Here is a 17,357-nt window from a genome sequence, read left to right on the forward strand (position 1 = left end):
CGCCCTAGTCCAGATATCCTTCTTCTTCGAGTCCGTCCATGATATCGCCGACGAGATTCTCGACCGAATCGTACGGGAACGACTGGTTACCACCGGCCTGTGCGTTGAGCTCCATGGCAGTAAAGCTCACATCACCGGATTCGAACGTCGTCGCTGGTCCGTTTGGCAACGCTGGAACCAGATCCATTGGACTGTTTACTGGGTAATCGGCACCCTCGAACGCGTCACGGAGTTGCGATCGCAGATCGTCTTTGTCGACCATGACGGCACTGCGTACCGACGGTTGACAGGTAACATCGTTGCCTGTGATGCCCGTCTCTTTAAGTCCACCCGACTTACGGGGTGATCTCAGCGAGCAGCGTCGCCTCGATCTTTCGGAGATGCTCACCAACAGTCCCACCCGAACAGTCGAGCGATTCGGCGACATCTTTGTGGGTCACCTTTCTGGGAACCTCGTAGTAGCCCTGCTGAATCGCCGTCTGAAGAATTTCCTGTTGCCGATCGGTGAGCAACGAAAACAGCCGATCGGTCGTTGGCTCGTACTCTCCTAACTGTTCGAGCTTAATTCGTAGCGACGGCGGTACTTCGGTCATCGCCTGGCGAAAGACCGACTCTTCGCCGATCACCGTCACGCGCAACCCTCCACGGTGGGTGTACACCAGTGGGGTGTCAACCACCAGTTCGTGCTCGTTGGGGATCGAAAGCAGTTCTGTGATGATCTCGTTGGCCTCTAGGTGGAGATACGCGTGGTGATTCTCCCTGGTTTTGGTGATGTTGTACTCGAGGACTTCTGGTGAGGATTGTAAGATTTCGTCTGCCCGTTCGACCTCCCCACCGAGTTCGAATATCAACACCGCCGTCCCATCAGTTAGGAGGTTGATGTGTTGAATCGAATGACGGGTAACCGCAGCCGACCCACCGAACGCGCGGTCGGCGTCGGTCAATCCTCCGTCCGGTGGAATGATGACGAACGTGATGTACCTCATAGGATGGGGTACTGGATTCTAGACGTAAATATCTTCACCAAAGAAAATGTTTGTCATCGAGTTATTCATTCGTTGATTCGACGATATCCAGCAGTTCACTGAGATCCTCGATCCGGTGGTCGACGACCGAATCGTTTGCGTTCGCACCAGCGCTTCCCCCGTGTGCAACGGTCGTAAAGCCCGCACGCTTTCCCCCGTGCATGTCGTGTTTGATCCGGTCGCCAACGTAACAACAGTTCTCGGGTCCAACGGGTGCCTTCTCGATGGCTGTCTCGAACATTTTCTGATCCGGTTTCGTTCGTCCGACCGCTTCGGACGTTGTCACGTGATCGAAACACTCCGTGAGCCCGAACTGTTCGAGCATTTGCTCTGCCTCGAAGGTGTCGATGTCTGAGATGATGGCGAGATAGTATCCCCTGGCATCGAGCGTTCGAATCGTTTCTACTGCGTGTGGCGTGTGTTCGAGACCTTCCGAGCTCGCGGCCGCAAATGCTGGCCGCCATTCTGACTCTGGAATCTCCCGTCCAACTGCGGCGTTGATCGCGCGTTGATAGCCCACGAGTGCCCGACGATACTCCGTTCCGTCGCGGCCGTTGAAATACGCACTCAACGTTTCATACCAGGTGCTAGAGAGTTCGTCGAAATCGTCGATATCTTCTTTTTCGGCGATTTTCTCGAGAAACGCCTGGTGACCACTCCCAACGGAGTCGAGGTCGAGAATCACGCCACCAATGTCGAAAAAGACCCCATCGAAGCCACTCATTGTTCTTCTGGAAGGTGATAGCGGCGCACGCCCGCTTCGTCGATGGCGTCGAGTTCGCCCTCACTGTGGAGATACTCGAGTGTGGCGAGCACTTCGGCGGCGATGTACGTCGTGTCACGACTGCCTGCTCGTTCGGCCGCAACGTCCGCCCCACTGATCGGCGATTGAGCGGTTTCGACGGTTTTGACTGTCGCCACGAGCGTCTGCTTGAGCCGTTCACGGTGACGTTCGATCGTTTCTGAAAACTCGGTATGCACCGGTCCATGGCCCGGATACACCCGATCGATCGACTGCTCAGCTAGCCGATCGAGCGCCGTGAAAAAGGCTTCAATTCCGTCTTCTACTCCGCGATCCATCCCTGCGTGTAACACCACCGGGCGGAACGATTCGATCGCCATATCACCCGCGATAAGTAGCCGCTCGCCGTCGAGTTCGACGGCATAACAGCAATGGTCGGCCTGATGGCCAGGTGTGTGTATCACATCGATCGGTGTCGTTCCGATCTCGACGGTCGAATCGCCCTCAAGCCACACATCGACCGCGGACGGCGCCAGAAGCTCACGGTTGCGCCGCAGCGATTCGACGGCTTTCGTGACGAGAAACTCACTCTCTGCGTCGCTGAATCCGGCTCGTTTGACGTTCGTCGCAACAGTGGCTTCCAGGTCATCGAGCGTTCGGTCGAACCGATTTTGAACGCTGGCCGGTGCGTACACTGTCGGGTCGGCCGCCTCGATTATCGCCTCGGTCTGTCCGATGTGATCGATGTGTGGATGTGTGATAACGAGATGCTCGATCTCTGCAAGCGAGTAGCCGTGTCCGGAAAGCGTCTCTTGTAGCCGGCGTTCGCTGTCTTCACCAGGCATTCCCGCGTCGATCAGAACGGGCTCTGCACAGTCAATCAGATAGCTCGTCACGTGGCCAGGTGGCCAGTTCACGTCGTATTCGATCCGATGGATCGGAACGGGACGTTCACGCGATTCCATTACCCCACGATTCGGCGGCGTGTGAATAAGCGTGACGTTGCCATCAGCAAACACGTTCGCCTGTCGAATCCGGCTGTCGCTTCCGGAATCGGGGTGTTTTTCAAACTGTAATAGTTGTTGTACACCAATGTTATCCGAGGTGGCTACCGCGTGACGACGGATCAGTTCAGCGTTGCGGACAAAAACGTGATCATCACCGGCTCTTCACAGGGAATCGGTGCGGTGACTGCCCGACGGTTCGTCGAAGACGGTGCGAACGTCGTCGTCTCTTCGAGAACACAGGAGAAGATCGACGATGTCGTCGACGACATCGATGGGCCTGGGCGCGCGATTGCGGTCGAATGTGACGTTCGCGAACGAGAGTCCGTCGGTGCGCTCATTGAGGCGACCGTCGAGGAGTTCGGATCGGTAGACGTTCTCGTCAACAACGCCGGCGCGAGCTTCATGGCGAACTACGAGGACATTTCCGAGAACGGCTGGAAGACGATCGTCGACATCAACCTTCACGGCACATATCACTGCTCACAGCTCGCCGGCGAACAGATGCGCAACGGCGATGGCGGCGTGATCGTCAATCTTGCGAGCGTCGCCGGCATGGAGGGGGCACCGTATATGAGCCACTACGCGGCGGCCAAGGCCGCGGTCGTCAATCTAACGAAGACGCTGGCGTTCGAGTGGGCCGACGACGACGTTCGAGTGAACTGCGTTTCGCCCGGCTTTGTCGCGACCCCGGGTGTCGAATCACAGATGGGTGTGACCGCAGACGAGATCGACCGCACTGCTGTCGATCGGCGGATTGGGCTGAGCGAAGAAATCGCAGACACGATTCAGTTTTTGAGTTCGAAGGGTGCGTCGTACATCACTGGCGAGACAATCGTCGCCCGTGGTGTTCCTGACATCATGGAATCACCTGACCTATGACTGCTCTCGACGTGTCGCTTCCCGTGGCTTCACAGCCCTCGATCGAGGTGCTCTCTGGGCAGGCCGAGCAGGCAGAATCGCTTGGATACGACCGGCTCTGGCTGCCAGAAACCTGGGGTCGTGATGTCGTGACGGTGCTGTCGGCGATCGCAGAGCGAACCACAGAGATCGGGATCGGGAGCTCGATCGCACCCGTCTATTCGCGCTCGCCCACGTTGCTCGGACAGACTGCGGCCACGCTCGAAGAACTCTCTGATGGCCGATTTCGCCTTGGCGTTGGTCCGAGCGGCCCACAAGTGGTCGAACACTGGCACGGGTCGTCGTTCGACCGACCGCTGCGATACACGCGCGAAACCATAGCGGTAATAAAAGCGGTGCTCAGCGGTGAACCTGTCGAGTACGACGGCGAGTTCTTCGAGCTGTCTGGCTTTCGGCTGCGCTGTGATCCGCCGACGCCAGCCCCGCCGGTTGACACCGCTGGTATGGGTCCCAAAGCCGTCGAGCTTGCGGGGCGCTTCGCTGATGGCTGGCACGCGCTCATGCTGACACCAGATGGAATGCGATCGCGACTCGATGCGTTTCGCCATGGCGTCGAACTGGGCGACCGTGACCGCTCGAACCAGCGGGTGACGCTCTCGGTTCCGTGCTGTGTCGATCCGGATCTCGAGCAGGCTCGAGCCGTCGTTCGTTCGCATCTTGCGTTTTACATCGGCGGAATGGGCACGTTCTACCGGGATGCACTCTCGAGTCAGGGACACGAGGACGTCGCATCTACGGTGTATGAGCGGTACAACGATGGCGATCGCGAAGGTGCCATCAAGGCGATTCCGACTTCGTTGCTCGAAAATCTGGCAGTTGCCACGACACCTGCACAGGCGACCGACGCACTCGCGCGGTTTCGCACGATTGACGGCGTGGATGCTGTTGCGATTTCGTTCCCACGGGGTGCAACACAAACCCAGATCAGCACGACAATCGAGGAGCTTGCGCCATGAATTCGGGTGACAGTCCGTGACAGATACGACCACCGGCGCAGAGTGTTTCGTGCAGACGCTCGAGGAATACGGCGTCACTCGCGTGTTCGGCAACCCAGGAACGACTGAACTCCCCGTTCTCAAGGCAATCGCCGACGCCGACCTGGAGTATACACTCGCGCTCCACGAGGACATCGCGGTGGGGATGGCGGCCGGCTATGCAAGCACTCGTCGATATCACGCGACGGAGCGACCGCCGCTGGGTGTCGTCAATCTCCACATCACGCCGGGAATGGCCCATGGTCTGGGGAATCTGTACGGCGCACACTGGGCCGGCGCGCCGTTGCTAATCACTGCCGGAAATCACGAGCTCGATTTCCGCCACGAAGAGCCGCTGTTGGACGGCGATCTCGAGGCAATGGTCGAACAGTTCACGAAGTTCAGTGCTGAGGTGACCGACATCGAGGCTCTCCCATTGCTGTGTCGACGCGCGGTCCGCGCCGCGCTCACCCCTCCGACGGGACCGGCGTTTCTCGCGCTTCCCATGGACATTATGCTAGAAGCTGCCGAAATCAGTCCGGAGCCACTCGGTGCAATTCCGACGGCTGGCGGTGGCGACCCCACGCAACTGCAGGCAGCGACCGACGCGCTCATCTCGGCGACGGATCCCGTGCTAGTCGTTGGCGACCACGTGGCACGAAACGACGGCGTCGACGGTGCAGTCACGCTAGCAGAAGCCGCAGGAACACGTGTTCACGGCGAGATTCTTGCCTGTGAAGTGAACTTCCCGGCCGACCATGACCAGTGGCTCTCACACATCCCGCCACAGGAAGGCCCAGCATCGATGCTGCTGGACGCCGACACCATCGTATTTGCAGGCTGCTCATCGAACACAACGCTACTCAGACACGAGAACGATCTCGTTGGTGCGGACACCACAACGATCCACATTAGCGATGCACCCGGTGATCTCGGAAAGCGCATCCCGGCTGACGTCTCGCTGCTCGGCGATCCAGGTCAGATATGTACTGAACTCGCCGAACGCGTTGCTGACCGACTTGAGGCAACGACGCATACGGCCCGACTCGAGCGGACCAGCACGCTCAAAGACTCACTGGCCGGTCTCGTCGAATCGATGGGCGTCGATGAGACGCCACCAGACGAGACCCGACCCAACAAGGCAGCGCTCGTCGACGCGCTCTACGATCTCGCCCCGGATGCGTTCATCGTTGATGAGGGCGTTACCTCGAAGTATCCGCTGTTGACGCGCTGGCCACTCAAACCACAGCAACTGCTCTCAAACAAAGGGGGTGGACTGGGGTACGGACTCCCGGCCGCACTCGGTGCGGCCTTTGCACAGGACGAACGCGACGATCCCCAGTCCGTCATCGGCTACGTTGGCGATGGATCCTATCTCTACTATCCCCACAGTCTCTACTCCGCTGTGCGCTACGATCTTGATCTCACTATCATCGTTCCTGACAACAGGAACTACCGAATTCTCAAAGACAACACGAACGCAATCTTCGGCGGTGACGACGACGATCACTCGTTCGTTGGAATGGATTTCGATCCACCTGTCGATCTCGTTGCCAACGCAGAGAGTCACGGGGCGAGCGCCCATCAGGTCACCACGCCGGATGAACTCGATCCCATTCTCAGTAGCGCGTTGTCGAACGACGGCCCGGACGTCGTGGACGTTCTCGTCCACGATTGAACCGATTGCCGTTTTCATTCATTACAGAGTACACCCATCAAGGGAACATATATTCACAATTTCTCATGTTATGTCGGGCCTGATAGGCAGTTATATTCACAGTTTATCGTATCTCTGGTGCTCTCCAAAGTTCGATACCGATGGGTAAAACACGTGGGATTGTAGCGTTAAATTCAGTCGTTCTATTTTCAATCGTTCATAACTGTTTATCGAACAATTACGCTCTGGATGAGGGCTAATATCCGAGATATAATATACAATTACTTTTGTAACGTGGTGGGGTTCTCAGATTCGGACGTCGAAATCTGGCGCAATCGAACGACGGGTTGTTACATCCTTACCAGTGTAATACCGGAACGGCGATTGGATAACGACGTTCGACCTCCAAAGGCACCCTGGCAAACAGTGGAAGCGAGTGACGTTGTAGCGGGAAACTCAGCCGGTGTTTTTCATGCCGGCAGCGATTCCGTTGATCGTGAGTCTGAGCGCGCGTTCTTCGACTGCGGATCGTTCATCCGTCGCAAGCAGTGACACCTGGAGGAGATTGAGCGGGTCGACGTATGGATTTCGCCGTTCGAGGCTGTCTCTGAGCCATTCCCGATCGATCAGGTGCTCACGACCGGTGATCTCGAGTACGAGTTCGCGCGCCCGTTCGTGTTCGCCCGCAAGCAGGGGGAAAATCCGACTCCGGAGCGACTCGTCGGCGAGGTCGGCGTAGTGACTTGCGATCTCCATGTCGGTGCGAGCAATCGCGAGCGCGGCTTTGTCGAGGGTCGTCCGGAAAAACGGCCACTGGTCGTACATCTCCTGGAGCGTGTCGATCGAGCCGCTTTCGAGATAGCTGTCGATTCCCGTCGCAACGCCGTACCAGCCAGGGAGAATACACCGCGATTGGGTCCACGAAAACACCCATGGGATCGCGCGCAGATCTTCGACGGATCGCTCATCCGACCGTGACGCCGGCCGTGATCCGAGATTGAGGGTTTCGATGACGGTAATCGGCGTGGCCTGTTCGAAATAGCTGACAAAGCCGTCCGTCTCGAGCAACTCTTGATACGCCGACTGGGCGCTGGTGGCCATCGCCTCCATCGCGTCGGTCCACGTGGACTCGATCGGTGGCTCTGGTTCTTTTATTGCCTGGAGTCTGGCACGGAGCTGTGCGGTCAGCATCTGCTCGATATTTCGTTCGGCGATTCGTGGGTTGGCATACTTCTCGGCGATTGCCTCGCCCTGTTCGGTGAATTTCACCGCACCAGTAACGGTCTCTCTGGGCAGTGCGAGCAACGCCTCGTTCATTGGGCCGCCCCCACGGGATATCGAGCCGCCACGGCCGTGGAACAGCCGAAGTTCGACTGCAAATTCGTCGGCAATCTCGCCCAGCCTGCGCTGATTTCGATACAGCGCCCAGTTTGCCCCCAGAAATCCGTTTTCCTTGTTCGAATCGGAGTAGCCAAGCATAATCTCCTGGGTTTTCCCCCGTAGTTCGAGCGCCTGTGAGTATGCCTCGTTCTCGAACAGGGTTCCCATGATCTCGCGGGCGTTAGAGAGCGCGTGTTCGGTTTCGAGCAGCGGAACCACGTCGATGCCGGCGTGTTCTGGGAGCTGGACCACCCCCGCCTGATCCGCCAAAAACAGCACCTCCATCACGTGACTTGGCTCTTCGGTCATGCTGATACAGTAGGTATCGATCGCTTGCACACCGTATTCGGCCTGCCAATCCGCTAGCGCCCGAAATCGATCACAGACACGCGTTGCAGTGTCCGAGAGTCCGTCGGTTGCGGACAGATCGACGACGGACTGGTCCTGACAGATGGCCTCGGTCAACAGCGCCATTCGTTCGGCTTCACTGGCCCCGGCGTAGTCGATTCCTTCGTCTTCGAGCGTTTCGGCGACCGTATGGGTGTGATTTTCCCGATGATCACGAAGATCGAGGCTGGCAAGCGTGAAATCGAACGTATCCACCTGACGAATCAACGGCTCAAGTTGCGACTCGACGATCGCGTCGCCACCGTTCGCACGGACCGACTCGGCCAGTAGCGCTACATCCGCCTTGAACTCGGTTGCGTCCGCGTATCCCCCCGGCCGCACGTCACCCACCCGGTCGAGACGCTCATACATCAGCCGAAGTTTTTGTCGGTACGGTTCGTCCGGATAGGCCGTCTGTGCTGTTTTGGCAACCCCTTCGAGTGTAGCTCGATCTGCCGCGAGTGAGTCCTCGAAGGCCTCGCTCAGCGTGAGTCGCGTGACATCGTGGCTGAGCACCGCACCGAGCGATTCGAGCGCAGACTGATACCGCTCGAGGACGAGCTCTCGCTGGCGCTCTAGCGTGCGAGCGGTCACATCGGGCGTCACGTGTGGATTTCCGTCACGGTCGCTTCCAGCCCAGGACCGGAATTTGAACAGTTCGGGCACGTCAATCGAGCCGTCAAGTTCGGCCTCACACACGGCCTCGAACTCTCTATATACGTCTCCGACCACGTCGAACAGCACGTTTTCTAGATACCACTGCACGTTGTGTGCTTCGTCGTCCGGCGTCGGCTGGCGTGATCGAATCTGTGCGGTCTGCCAGAGACTCGTCACCTCTGCGGTGAGCTCAGCGGTTAGCTGCTGGCGTTCGATATCCGTCAACGACTGTTCGTCGAGCGTTTTGAGCAACGACTCGATCGATCGGAGCTTCGATTTGATCGTTTTCCGCCGGGCTTCCGTTGGATGGGCGGTGAACGTCGGCTCGATCAGCACGTCGTCCACGATCGTCTGGACGAGCGACTCCTCTTCGTTTGCAAGCGCGTCGGCAACGTCGGCGAAGCTCCCCTGCAGGGTTTGTTCCTGAGATTCGGTACGGATAGTGCGAACGCGTTCGCGCTCTTCTGCGAGATTGATCAGCTCGAAATACGTGGTAAACGCCCGCGCGACGTTCCGATGTTGTTCGGGGGATGCAGAGTCCAGTGCTTCAACGAGTGGGATGCGACTCTCGAGTTCACCGTCGCGGTAATCGATCGCATCGGTCCGTAACGACTCTACCGTCTCGAACGATCCAGAGGATCCGTGTTCGGAAAGTACGTCTCCAAGCAGTGCTCCAAGCTCTCGGACGTCCTGACGGACGTCTCTGCTGTGCAATTCCATACCACTACTCTATGGCCGATCCACTAAACGTTCTCGTTCATGTGGGAAACGAATGATTAATATTGGATAGCAAAAATTGCCACCTATCGTGCGCATACGTTTCGACTGGCAGTTTTATAGATAGATATAATCATTATCAATTAATGCTGACTATATTTGATCGATATTATTCAAACTAAATTGACTTTTTGGACTTTGCCTAAATAATCGAGGACGTATCTATTTCTATTGCTCGTACGCTGTCTGTCGTTTTTTGTCGTCCATCTCTTGAATATAATTGCTGGTAATAGCAATCCATCATGGAACGTAGAGTTTATTAAATTATTACACTAATCAGTAACAACACCCATCACTACAATTATAATTTACTCTGACAATTTGTGCTGATGGCCCGTCGTATTCTGCCCCCTTCGGATCTGATCTGTCTTACGTGAGTGGACCTCAATTTTGTTTTTACGTATTCCCCATGATTTATTTATATCGTTGCCGATCATACACCCGAATGTACAAGCACGTTTCACTCCTGGTCGGAAAGCAAGACGCCGGGTCGAACACAGATCAGTGGACAGAGCGCTTTGTGAGTGCCGTAGATGATTTCGATTCGGTACAGCGCAGTCACCACGTACTGCCAATCGACCGGGAGGCAACCGAATACGACGGTCTCGCGGAGCTGTATTTCGATTCATCCGACGCAGTTGCGGGTGCGGGCGACCATCCCGTGCTCGAAGATACTCCGGTCGGAGATTCGATTGCGCTCGATCGATCACCCTGGATGGCTGGCGAAGAAGTCGTCGAACTCGACCACACCGACGGCGATACCGACGGTTGCTATAAACACTCGGCGTTTCTCATCAGAAAAGAGGGAATGTCATACGACGCGTTTTTGGATCACTGGTCCACCGAACACGTCCCGCTTGCCCGAAAAATACCCGGTGTCGTCCGTTATTCGCGTGTTGTTCCCATCGACCGGTCAGCAGTCGAGTTCGATGGCATAGCCGAACTCTATTTCGACGATCTCTCTGCGCTCCGGGCGGGACTCGGCCACGAATCCTCTCGTGATTACGATCCGGACCATCCCCGCGCGAAAGCGCCGCGTGATGATGTGGATAATTTCCTCGAGATCGGCGACCGGCCACGGTTCGTGGGCGAAGAACGAGTCATCCTGAGTTCCACCACGCAATGAACGCACCATCCCGTCGCGAGCAGATCGAAGCCGCGTTTCCAACACTCGATGAACTGTCCGATGAGTTGCTCGCTGAGCAGTGTGTCCGTGCGTGGGATCTCGGCCTCGAACGAGGTGGCTGGCGCGACATTCACGACATCCCGTACGCCTGGAACATCGACGATGTGAGCACCGTCGAACACGTTCAGGGGGTAGCCCAGATCGCATTGACAGCGATCGAGCAACAAGAACGAATCCACGGCGCACCCATCGACCGGGATGTAGTGATCGCTGGTGCGCTCCTCCACGACGTTGGAAAATGCTACGAATACACCAGCCACGTTCCGAATGATCGTCTCGATTCGCCCAGTCCAACCTACGCCGGAGACGTGATTCCCCATTCACTCTCGAGTTACGCCCTGGCGCACGAGGTTGGCTGTTCGATCGCCGTCAAACGCACGATCCCGCATTTTCTTGGAGAGATTCCTACCCGATCGATCGAGGCAGAACTCATTACCAGCGCAAACGCAATCTCATCAAACGCGATCACCCAGGCCACAATGGGTATCTCACTCCCCGAATGGGTCGAGAGATACAGCCAAACCCAGAATTAATTTTTCTATGCAACTCTATGTCACGGAATAATTAAGTGCAAACCGCGTGATTGTATGATCATGTCATACGATAGTCGCTGGGGAATGGAAGGCCAACCCACAACCGTGGATTGCTGGTAGTACGACGAGTCGGCTATCGTCGAGCGTCTGCGTGCGGAAGATTTCACACCCATGAGCGTACCAGACCACGATCCGACAGAACAGTCCACCGTACCGTCCGACAATCTCATTACCGTCCTTGATGAGCAAACTGCTGCCGAATCGGTTTCGCTTGACGCAAGCGAGCGTGTCTCGCTCTACCGAACGATCCGAACAGCACGCGAATTCGACCAGCGGATGATCAGCCTCCAGCGTCAGGGCCGAATCGAGACGTACGCCCCGATGACTGGACAGGAAGGTTCGCAGGTGGCGACGAGCTTCGCACTCGGCACACGTGACTGGCTCTTTCCAACCTATCGGGAGCATGCTGCAGCCTACGCCCACGGCGTCGATCTCACCACGTTGATCGCCGAACTCCGAGGGCTATGCCCCAACCGTGAGTCCACGCGCGTCGCACCGCCAACAATACCGATCGCGACACAGCTCCCCCACGCCGTCGGAATGGCCTGGGCGGCCACCCTTCGAGACGATGATATTGTTGTCCTCTGTCATTTTGGTGATGGGGCGACGAGCGAGGGTGATTTTCACGAGGCACTGAACATGGCAGGTGTCTTCGACGTGCCGGTCGTATTCGTCTGTAATAACAATCAGTGGGCGATATCCGTTCCACGAGAACGCCAGACAGCGAGCCAAACGCTGGCACAGAAGGCCACTGCCTATGGGTTCGAAGGTATCCGTGTCGATGGACTCGATCCACTTGCCGTGTACAGCGTCACGCAGAATGCCATCGAACGGGCAAGATCTCCCCCTGAGAATGTGAAGCGGCCCACGTTGATAGAATCCGTGCAGTATCGGTTTGGCGCACACACGACGGCCGACGATCCCGAACGCTACCGTGAGGAGAGGGTTGCTAATCAGTGGCGTGAACGTGATCCCGTTTCCAGATTCCGGAACCACCTCCAAGCGGCGAATATCTGCACGGAAGACGAGCTGGATACGATCGACGAGGCGGCCAAAACGACCGTGCAAAAGGCAATCGAAACGGCAGAATCCATCGAGCCCGATCCAGCCCGACCGTTCGACGACGTGTTTGCGAGACCCACCGACCGACTCCAAGCACAGCGTCACACCTGGCAGGCCCACTCAACCGGGGGGGAATGAGTGCCTACAGGGATTCGTCGCTGACCTGGACCAGCTGTTTGCCGATGTTTTCGCCCTCGAACAGCCCCATGAACGCATCTGGGGCGTTTTCGATACCTTCGGTGATCGTTTCCCGATACGTGATCGACCCCTCACCAACCCACTGTCCGAGCTGTTCAGTCGCTTGGCTGAACCGCGGTGCGTAATCGCTAACGATAAAGCCGCTTACCGATGCCCGCTTGGTGAGTATCTGTGGCAGTTTACGGGGGCCAGTCGGCACCGATTCGGCGTTGTAGTGAGCGATCTGCCCACAGATGGCCACCCGGGCGTCGGTGTTGAGCTGCGTGAACACCGCGTCAGTGATCGGTCCTCCGACGTTGTCGAAGTAGACATCCACACCGTCTGGCGCGGCGTTTTTGAGTGCGGTCCGGTAATCGTCGGTCGTTTTGTAGTTGATCCCGACGTCGGCACCGATCTCCTCGAGGAACTCGACTTTCGTGTCACTCCCAGCGAATCCAACGACACGACAGCCGTTGAGCTTTGCAATCTGGACGACCGTGGACCCGACCGCACCGGCCGCACCAGAGACGACGACAGTATCTCCAGCGCGGGGCTTGCCCTCCTCAAGCAGGCCGAAATACGCCGTCTGTCCCGGCATGCCAAGCACACCAAGATACGTCGATAGCGGTGCGAGCTCCGGGTCGATTTTGTGTACCGAGCCACCGTCGACGACGGCATACTCGGCCCATTCGAGCTCTCCCGTGACGTAGTCTCCCGCCTCCAGCGAGTCGTGTTTCGACTGCGCTACCTGACCGACGACCGCACCACGCATCGGATCGCCAAGCTCCCACGGCTCGGCGTACGATTCGCTTGCATCCATCCGGTCACGCATGTACGGATCGACGGAGAGATACACCGTCCGTACCAGTATTTCACCGCCCTCTGGTTCTCCGACCGGAACTGACTCGAGTTCGAACGTCTCCGGACCAGGAACGCCCTCCGGTCGTGCACCGAGTACGTATCGCCGATTCGTTTCGGACATACACCTCGTCTTGGGAGTTCTTCCTTTTATCGTCCTCCGGAATCGGAGATCTTCTCCGGCTCATATCTATGATACCACATCTCAATAAACCGATCGTGCGATTACAGGCGTACCCGTGTAAACGGACAGCAGTCCACAGTGCTACATGGAAGGTTGACATTCAAATCCATATATGAATTTGTACAACTAGCCTGCTTTATCGGAATGTAGAGTATATCATATCTCCGTTTTATCCATTGAAGGATTGATGGAACCATCGTCATGAGTAGATGTATGGACCGGAGGACGTATCTCAGAACCCTTTCTCCAGTGATTGCTCTCGCTGGCGGCTGTATTTCTTTACCTACTGATGATGACGAACAGTCTCCAGACGGCGTTTCAACGGAGTTTTCGATCCTTTCACAGGATCCGTCCGGACCGATGGACCACCCCCCGAAGATCACGATAGCACACGAAAAACAGCTGGTAACAGTGCGCGGAAAGCTGTGGCGTGGAAATTCCTGTGAGACTGTCAAACCGTCCGTTGTCGAGTATGACACCGGTTCCCGACGGTTTAATCTGGTAATCGCAGCCCTCGAAAAGGAGACGCCACTCTGGGTAACGAGCTGTCAGCCCGCCCTGGGTGCGATCGAATACGAGCTCACTGCACGGTTTCAGCGGACGCTCCCGACCGTCGTCACCGTTACCGAGCAGCCGACTGACGGCTACAAACAACAACGAGCCGCAAAGACAGTGCAACAGCGGTGAGTGTCTCCCCGTTTTACTCTGCCATATTCTATCTCTTTGGATTATTATCATTGATGAGGCCCGCCAGTTACAGTTCTATAATTGATATATAATTGTCAGAAAGGTATATGTGGCCCAAATAGAAATACTTTCTAAATGACTCCATCGGAAGAGAGGGGACTCTCCAGGCGGACGTTGATCAAGGCAGCACTGGCTATTGGCGGCTCGAGTGCGTTGACAGCCTGTCAAAATGCAGAACTTTCTGGCACGCCTTCTCCGGCTGACGGACAGCAGTATCCCAGGGGTGACCCTTCTGCCCTTCCAGACGGCCAGCACATCTGGGATGAGTTTCTCGTTCGGTCGGTTCACGGAACGGAAACCCAGAGTCAACATCAGCTCATTCTCGGGCTCAAGTATACGGGCTCAGTTCCCCCGACCGACGACGACCGTGCGACGGTCGAATCGGCACTCGCACAACTAGAACGCGCGTTTCGCTGGGGGAGCGGTGCCGACACGAGTGGCTCGATTAACGATGGTTTGTTGTTCCTGATTGGGTATGCTCCGCGATATCTCTCGTCGGTGGATATTACGGTTGATGGCCTGCAGACGCCCGAAACGATGCTCGAAGCGCTCGAGGAGGACCCATCGCTTGCAGCGCCGTTCGACGCGGTGTTGTTGCTCGACAGTGATTATGCTTCAATCCTGCTTGCTGCAGAACAGGCGCTGTTCGGCGACGCTGAGACGCTGAACGGACTGTCAGTCGATCACCGACTCACTGATCAGTTCGAAATTGTCGAGCGTCGAACTGGCGTGCTGGGGAAGGGCAGACCAGCGGAGACGATTGACAACGAGAACATTCCTGAGAACGCGCCGCTCTCGATGGGCTTTCGTGCCGGCTTCGAAAACAGCCTCCCATCCGAGGAGATCGCGACGAGAACTGATGGCCCATATCCGGGTGCCACCACGTTCGTACTCTCACGCGTGCGTACCGATCTCGAATCCTGGTACGACCAGCCACACGAAGATCGGCGCAAAGAGATGTACTGTCCGGCCCACACGCACGAGGAGGTCGGCGAGATCGGTGACCGATTGGGGAGTCACAGCAAAATCACGGAAGAGAACGTCGATACCATGGCCGAGCTCGCAGAAGAACACGGCATTATTGGGCACGCACAGAAGGTGGCCGCGGCTCGCTCTGACGATTTTACAACGCAGATTCTTCGCCGGTCGGAAGGTGTGGCCACAGACACCGTTCATGGCTCGACGTTCAATTTCTCGTCCATTCAGGACCGAACGGAGAAGTTCGTCGAGATTCGAACGGCAATGTCGGTCGACTCGTACGACCTTGACGTTCCCGAGGACAAACACGGGATCGTTTCGTATCTGGAGACCATCTCCCGGAGTACGTATTTTGTTCCACCACGAGCAGACCGGGCGCTCCCATCGAATCGATGAGACGCACGTCGAATACGTCGTGGGGGCTCTGTATCAGCATCTGTATACTCCTCATCGCTGGCTGCCTCTCACTGAGTGGTGGACCTGTGTCAACGCTGTCGTTTCAAGAGCGGACGAACACCATCGGGATTGACTATCAGACCGACGGTGGCGGTCCAGGCAACGGCAACGACGGAGTGTTTGTGGCAGATTACGACCGCGATGGTTGGCAGGATCTACTCGTCACCGGTGCGAGCAATCCAGCCGTGTTTCACAACGACAAGGGAACGTTTTCGAACGCAACCACGTTTTCCGAGCTCGATGGCTCGGTGAAAAGTGCGCTCTGGTTCGATGCAGATGGCGACGGTTTCGAGGAGCTCGTTCTGTTCAGAGAACACGACCGACCCCTGTTCGTCGCCAATGACGCCGGAACGCTCGGGAATCCCGTCGAGCGATTCGGAAACCTATCCTATCCAATGGGTGCAACGCCGGGTGATTTCGACAGTGATGGCGATCAGGATCTGCTCATCTACCAGTCAGGCGACTGGCAGCTGACGAAACCAGACGGCTATTTCAGTCTCCATCAGTATCTCACCGAGGATAACGGTCACCAGAACGTAGTGTATGAGAACACCCAATCGGGATTCATTCGCCGGAACGAAACGGGGCTTGGAGACGTGAATCGGTGGTCTCTCGCGGCGAGTACGGTCGATCTAAACGGCGACGATCGGCCGGACGTTCACGTCGCCAACGACTACAACACCGATACGGTGTACGTTAACCGCGGCAACTGGACGTTCGACCGGCGTGATCTTCGAGGCAACACATCGCGCAACGGGATGGCTTCCGAGATCGCCGACGTAAACGGCGATGGCACACCGGACGTGTTCACGACAAATATTCACCTGCCACTGGACCAGATCGACGATCCCGAGCGATACGAACGGCTGAAGCTGTTGTTCACCTACGTGATCAAATCAGGTCGGACAAAGGGTAACACACTCATGATCAACGATGGCAACGGTGCTTTCTCGGATTCGGCTGTCGCCTATCGCGTCCGCGATGGTGGGTGGGGCTGGGCGGCCACGCTGACGGATTTCGATCTTGATGGTGACCGAGATCTCATCCATGCGACACAACAGGTCGTTCGAATCAACAAATCGGATCCCGAGTACACCCTGCCGATGGTGTTCGAACGGACCGGCGATCGGTTCACAAATCGAGATGCATCCACGCTGAACTTCTCCGAACACGACGGCCGGGGACTCGCCGCGCTGGATTACGATCGCGACGGTGACCAAGATCTCGTGGTTGCGCCGTACGATGGACGGATCCGGACGTACGAAAACACGATGACTGGTGGCCACTCGATCGCACTCCGTGTCACCACTCAAACGGGCGCAACCGTCCACGGTGCACGGATAACGGTGAACTCGGGTGGCGATCAATCCGTAATTCAACAGACGGCTCGCACTGATTTTCTCTCACAGGAACCGCGAGTTTCCCACGTAGGAACGAACTACGACACCGTCACCGTGGCCGTTCGGTGGCCCGACGGTACGACTCGAACCTATCGCGACGTGTCCGTCGATCGGGAGTATCGAATCACGAAAGAAAAACTGCAGGTGGTTGGCAACTACTCGGACATAGAACGTGGATGATCGTCCTGTGCG

15 protein-coding genes are annotated in these 17,357 nt (G+C 56.9%); 9 read left to right on the forward strand and 6 right to left on the reverse strand.

Going from position 1 to position 17,357, the window contains the following annotated elements; genetic code table 11:
• Nucleotides 1-4: 4 nt before the first annotated feature.
• From JXQ78_RS01325 to JXQ78_RS01340, 4 genes are all read right to left on the reverse strand, one after another.
• Nucleotides 5-262 (reverse strand): MTH865 family protein, encoded by a 258-nt coding sequence (locus JXQ78_RS01325; RefSeq protein ID WP_330631676.1) that lies wholly within the window; start codon nucleotides 260-262, stop codon nucleotides 5-7.
• A gap of 73 nt (nucleotides 263-335) precedes the next feature.
• A complete protein-coding gene (locus JXQ78_RS01330; RefSeq protein ID WP_330631677.1) occupies nucleotides 336-986 on the reverse strand; it encodes a helix-turn-helix domain-containing protein in 651 nt (216 codons plus the stop codon).
• 61 nt (nucleotides 987-1,047) lie between these two features.
• Nucleotides 1,048-1,749, reverse strand: coding sequence for an HAD family hydrolase (locus tag JXQ78_RS01335; protein WP_330631678.1), 702 nt, complete (start codon nucleotides 1,747-1,749; stop codon nucleotides 1,048-1,050).
• Complete coding sequence (locus JXQ78_RS01340) at nucleotides 1,746-2,732, reverse strand: MBL fold metallo-hydrolase (protein ID WP_330631679.1); 987 nt, start codon at nucleotides 2,730-2,732, stop codon at nucleotides 1,746-1,748. The genes JXQ78_RS01335 and JXQ78_RS01340 overlap by 4 nt, the downstream gene beginning before the upstream one ends.
• A gap of 150 nt (nucleotides 2,733-2,882) precedes the next feature.
• Here JXQ78_RS01340 and JXQ78_RS01345 point away from each other — a divergent pair, with 150 nt between their 5' ends.
• From JXQ78_RS01345 to JXQ78_RS01355, 3 genes are read left to right on the forward strand one after another with little or no spacing between them, the layout of a single operon-like run.
• A complete protein-coding gene (locus JXQ78_RS01345; protein WP_330631680.1) occupies nucleotides 2,883-3,653 on the forward strand; it encodes an SDR family NAD(P)-dependent oxidoreductase in 771 nt (256 codons plus the stop codon).
• Complete coding sequence (locus JXQ78_RS01350) at nucleotides 3,650-4,648, forward strand: TIGR04024 family LLM class F420-dependent oxidoreductase (protein ID WP_330631681.1); 999 nt, start codon at nucleotides 3,650-3,652, stop codon at nucleotides 4,646-4,648. The genes JXQ78_RS01345 and JXQ78_RS01350 overlap by 4 nt, the downstream gene beginning before the upstream one ends.
• A gap of 16 nt (nucleotides 4,649-4,664) precedes the next feature.
• The gene (locus JXQ78_RS01355; RefSeq protein ID WP_330631682.1) at nucleotides 4,665-6,344 is read left to right on the forward strand and encodes a thiamine pyrophosphate-binding protein; all 1,680 of its coding nucleotides are present in this window, start codon (nucleotides 4,665-4,667) and stop codon (nucleotides 6,342-6,344) included.
• Nucleotides 6,345-6,779: 435 nt separating this feature from the next.
• Here the strand turns inward: JXQ78_RS01355 and ppc are convergent, their stop codons facing one another.
• The gene (gene ppc, locus JXQ78_RS01360; RefSeq protein ID WP_330631683.1) at nucleotides 6,780-9,467 is read right to left on the reverse strand and encodes a phosphoenolpyruvate carboxylase; all 2,688 of its coding nucleotides are present in this window, start codon (nucleotides 9,465-9,467) and stop codon (nucleotides 6,780-6,782) included.
• A gap of 502 nt (nucleotides 9,468-9,969) precedes the next feature.
• On the opposite strand from ppc, the gene JXQ78_RS01365 reads away from it, so the two are divergent.
• The 3 genes from JXQ78_RS01365 to JXQ78_RS01375 all read left to right on the forward strand — a co-directional run bounded on the left by JXQ78_RS01365 (nucleotide 9,970) and on the right by JXQ78_RS01375 (nucleotide 12,503).
• Nucleotides 9,970-10,650 carry an EthD family reductase gene (locus tag JXQ78_RS01365; protein WP_330631684.1) on the forward strand — a complete coding sequence of 227 codons (681 nt, stop codon included), beginning with the start codon at nucleotides 9,970-9,972 and terminating at the stop codon, nucleotides 10,648-10,650.
• Complete coding sequence (locus JXQ78_RS01370) at nucleotides 10,647-11,243, forward strand: HD domain-containing protein (RefSeq protein WP_330631685.1); 597 nt, start codon at nucleotides 10,647-10,649, stop codon at nucleotides 11,241-11,243. The genes JXQ78_RS01365 and JXQ78_RS01370 overlap by 4 nt, the downstream gene beginning before the upstream one ends.
• Before the next feature lie 171 nt (nucleotides 11,244-11,414).
• On the forward strand, nucleotides 11,415-12,503 hold the full coding sequence (locus tag JXQ78_RS01375) for a thiamine pyrophosphate-dependent dehydrogenase E1 component subunit alpha (protein WP_330631686.1): 1,089 nt from the start codon (nucleotides 11,415-11,417) through the stop codon (nucleotides 12,501-12,503).
• A 4-nt stretch (nucleotides 12,504-12,507) separates the two neighbouring features.
• On the opposite strand, the gene JXQ78_RS01380 is transcribed toward JXQ78_RS01375, so the two are convergent.
• Entirely contained in the window at nucleotides 12,508-13,524 is a 1,017-nt protein-coding gene (locus JXQ78_RS01380; protein ID WP_330631687.1) for an NADP-dependent oxidoreductase, read from the reverse strand.
• 273 nt (nucleotides 13,525-13,797) lie between these two features.
• Here JXQ78_RS01380 and JXQ78_RS01385 point away from each other — a divergent pair, with 273 nt between their 5' ends.
• From JXQ78_RS01385 to JXQ78_RS01395, 3 genes are all read left to right on the forward strand, one after another.
• A complete protein-coding gene (locus JXQ78_RS01385; protein WP_330631688.1) occupies nucleotides 13,798-14,271 on the forward strand; it encodes a hypothetical protein in 474 nt (157 codons plus the stop codon).
• A 135-nt stretch (nucleotides 14,272-14,406) separates the two neighbouring features.
• Complete coding sequence (locus tag JXQ78_RS01390; RefSeq protein WP_330631689.1) at nucleotides 14,407-15,705, forward strand: DUF7405 family protein; 1,299 nt, start codon at nucleotides 14,407-14,409, stop codon at nucleotides 15,703-15,705.
• A gap of 86 nt (nucleotides 15,706-15,791) precedes the next feature.
• The gene (locus JXQ78_RS01395; protein ID WP_330631690.1) at nucleotides 15,792-17,345 is read left to right on the forward strand and encodes a CRTAC1 family protein; all 1,554 of its coding nucleotides are present in this window, start codon (nucleotides 15,792-15,794) and stop codon (nucleotides 17,343-17,345) included.
• The last annotated feature ends 12 nt before the right edge of the window (nucleotides 17,346-17,357 follow it).

The sequence above is a fragment of the Halocatena halophila genome (genome assembly GCA_027563145.1).
In the GTDB taxonomy this organism is placed as follows: Archaea; Halobacteriota; Halobacteria; order Halobacteriales; family Haloarculaceae; genus Halocatena; species Halocatena halophila.

Bases quoted from the DNA above. Each gene is read 5' to 3' on its own strand.
- JXQ78_RS01325 (WP_330631676.1), bottom strand. From the start codon at position 262: ATGGTCGACAAAGACGATCTGCGATCGCAACTCCGTGACGCGTTCGAG.
- JXQ78_RS01330 (WP_330631677.1), bottom strand. From the start codon at position 986: ATGAGGTACATCACGTTCGTCATCATTCCACCGGACGGAGGATTGACC.
- JXQ78_RS01335 (WP_330631678.1), bottom strand. From the start codon at position 1,749: ATGAGTGGCTTCGATGGGGTCTTTTTCGACATTGGTGGCGTGATTCTC.
- JXQ78_RS01340 (WP_330631679.1), bottom strand. From the start codon at position 2,732: ATGGAATCGCGTGAACGTCCCGTTCCGATCCATCGGATCGAATACGAC.
- JXQ78_RS01350 (WP_330631681.1), top strand. From the start codon at position 3,650: ATGACTGCTCTCGACGTGTCGCTTCCCGTGGCTTCACAGCCCTCGATC.
- ppc (WP_330631683.1), bottom strand. From the start codon at position 9,467: ATGGAATTGCACAGCAGAGACGTCCGTCAGGACGTCCGAGAGCTTGGA.
- JXQ78_RS01365 (WP_330631684.1), top strand. From the start codon at position 9,970: ATGTACAAGCACGTTTCACTCCTGGTCGGAAAGCAAGACGCCGGGTCG.
- JXQ78_RS01370 (WP_330631685.1), top strand. From the start codon at position 10,647: ATGAACGCACCATCCCGTCGCGAGCAGATCGAAGCCGCGTTTCCAACA.
- JXQ78_RS01375 (WP_330631686.1), top strand. From the start codon at position 11,415: ATGAGCGTACCAGACCACGATCCGACAGAACAGTCCACCGTACCGTCC.
- JXQ78_RS01380 (WP_330631687.1), bottom strand. From the start codon at position 13,524: ATGTCCGAAACGAATCGGCGATACGTACTCGGTGCACGACCGGAGGGC.
- JXQ78_RS01385 (WP_330631688.1), top strand. From the start codon at position 13,798: ATGGACCGGAGGACGTATCTCAGAACCCTTTCTCCAGTGATTGCTCTC.
- JXQ78_RS01390 (WP_330631689.1), top strand. From the start codon at position 14,407: ATGACTCCATCGGAAGAGAGGGGACTCTCCAGGCGGACGTTGATCAAG.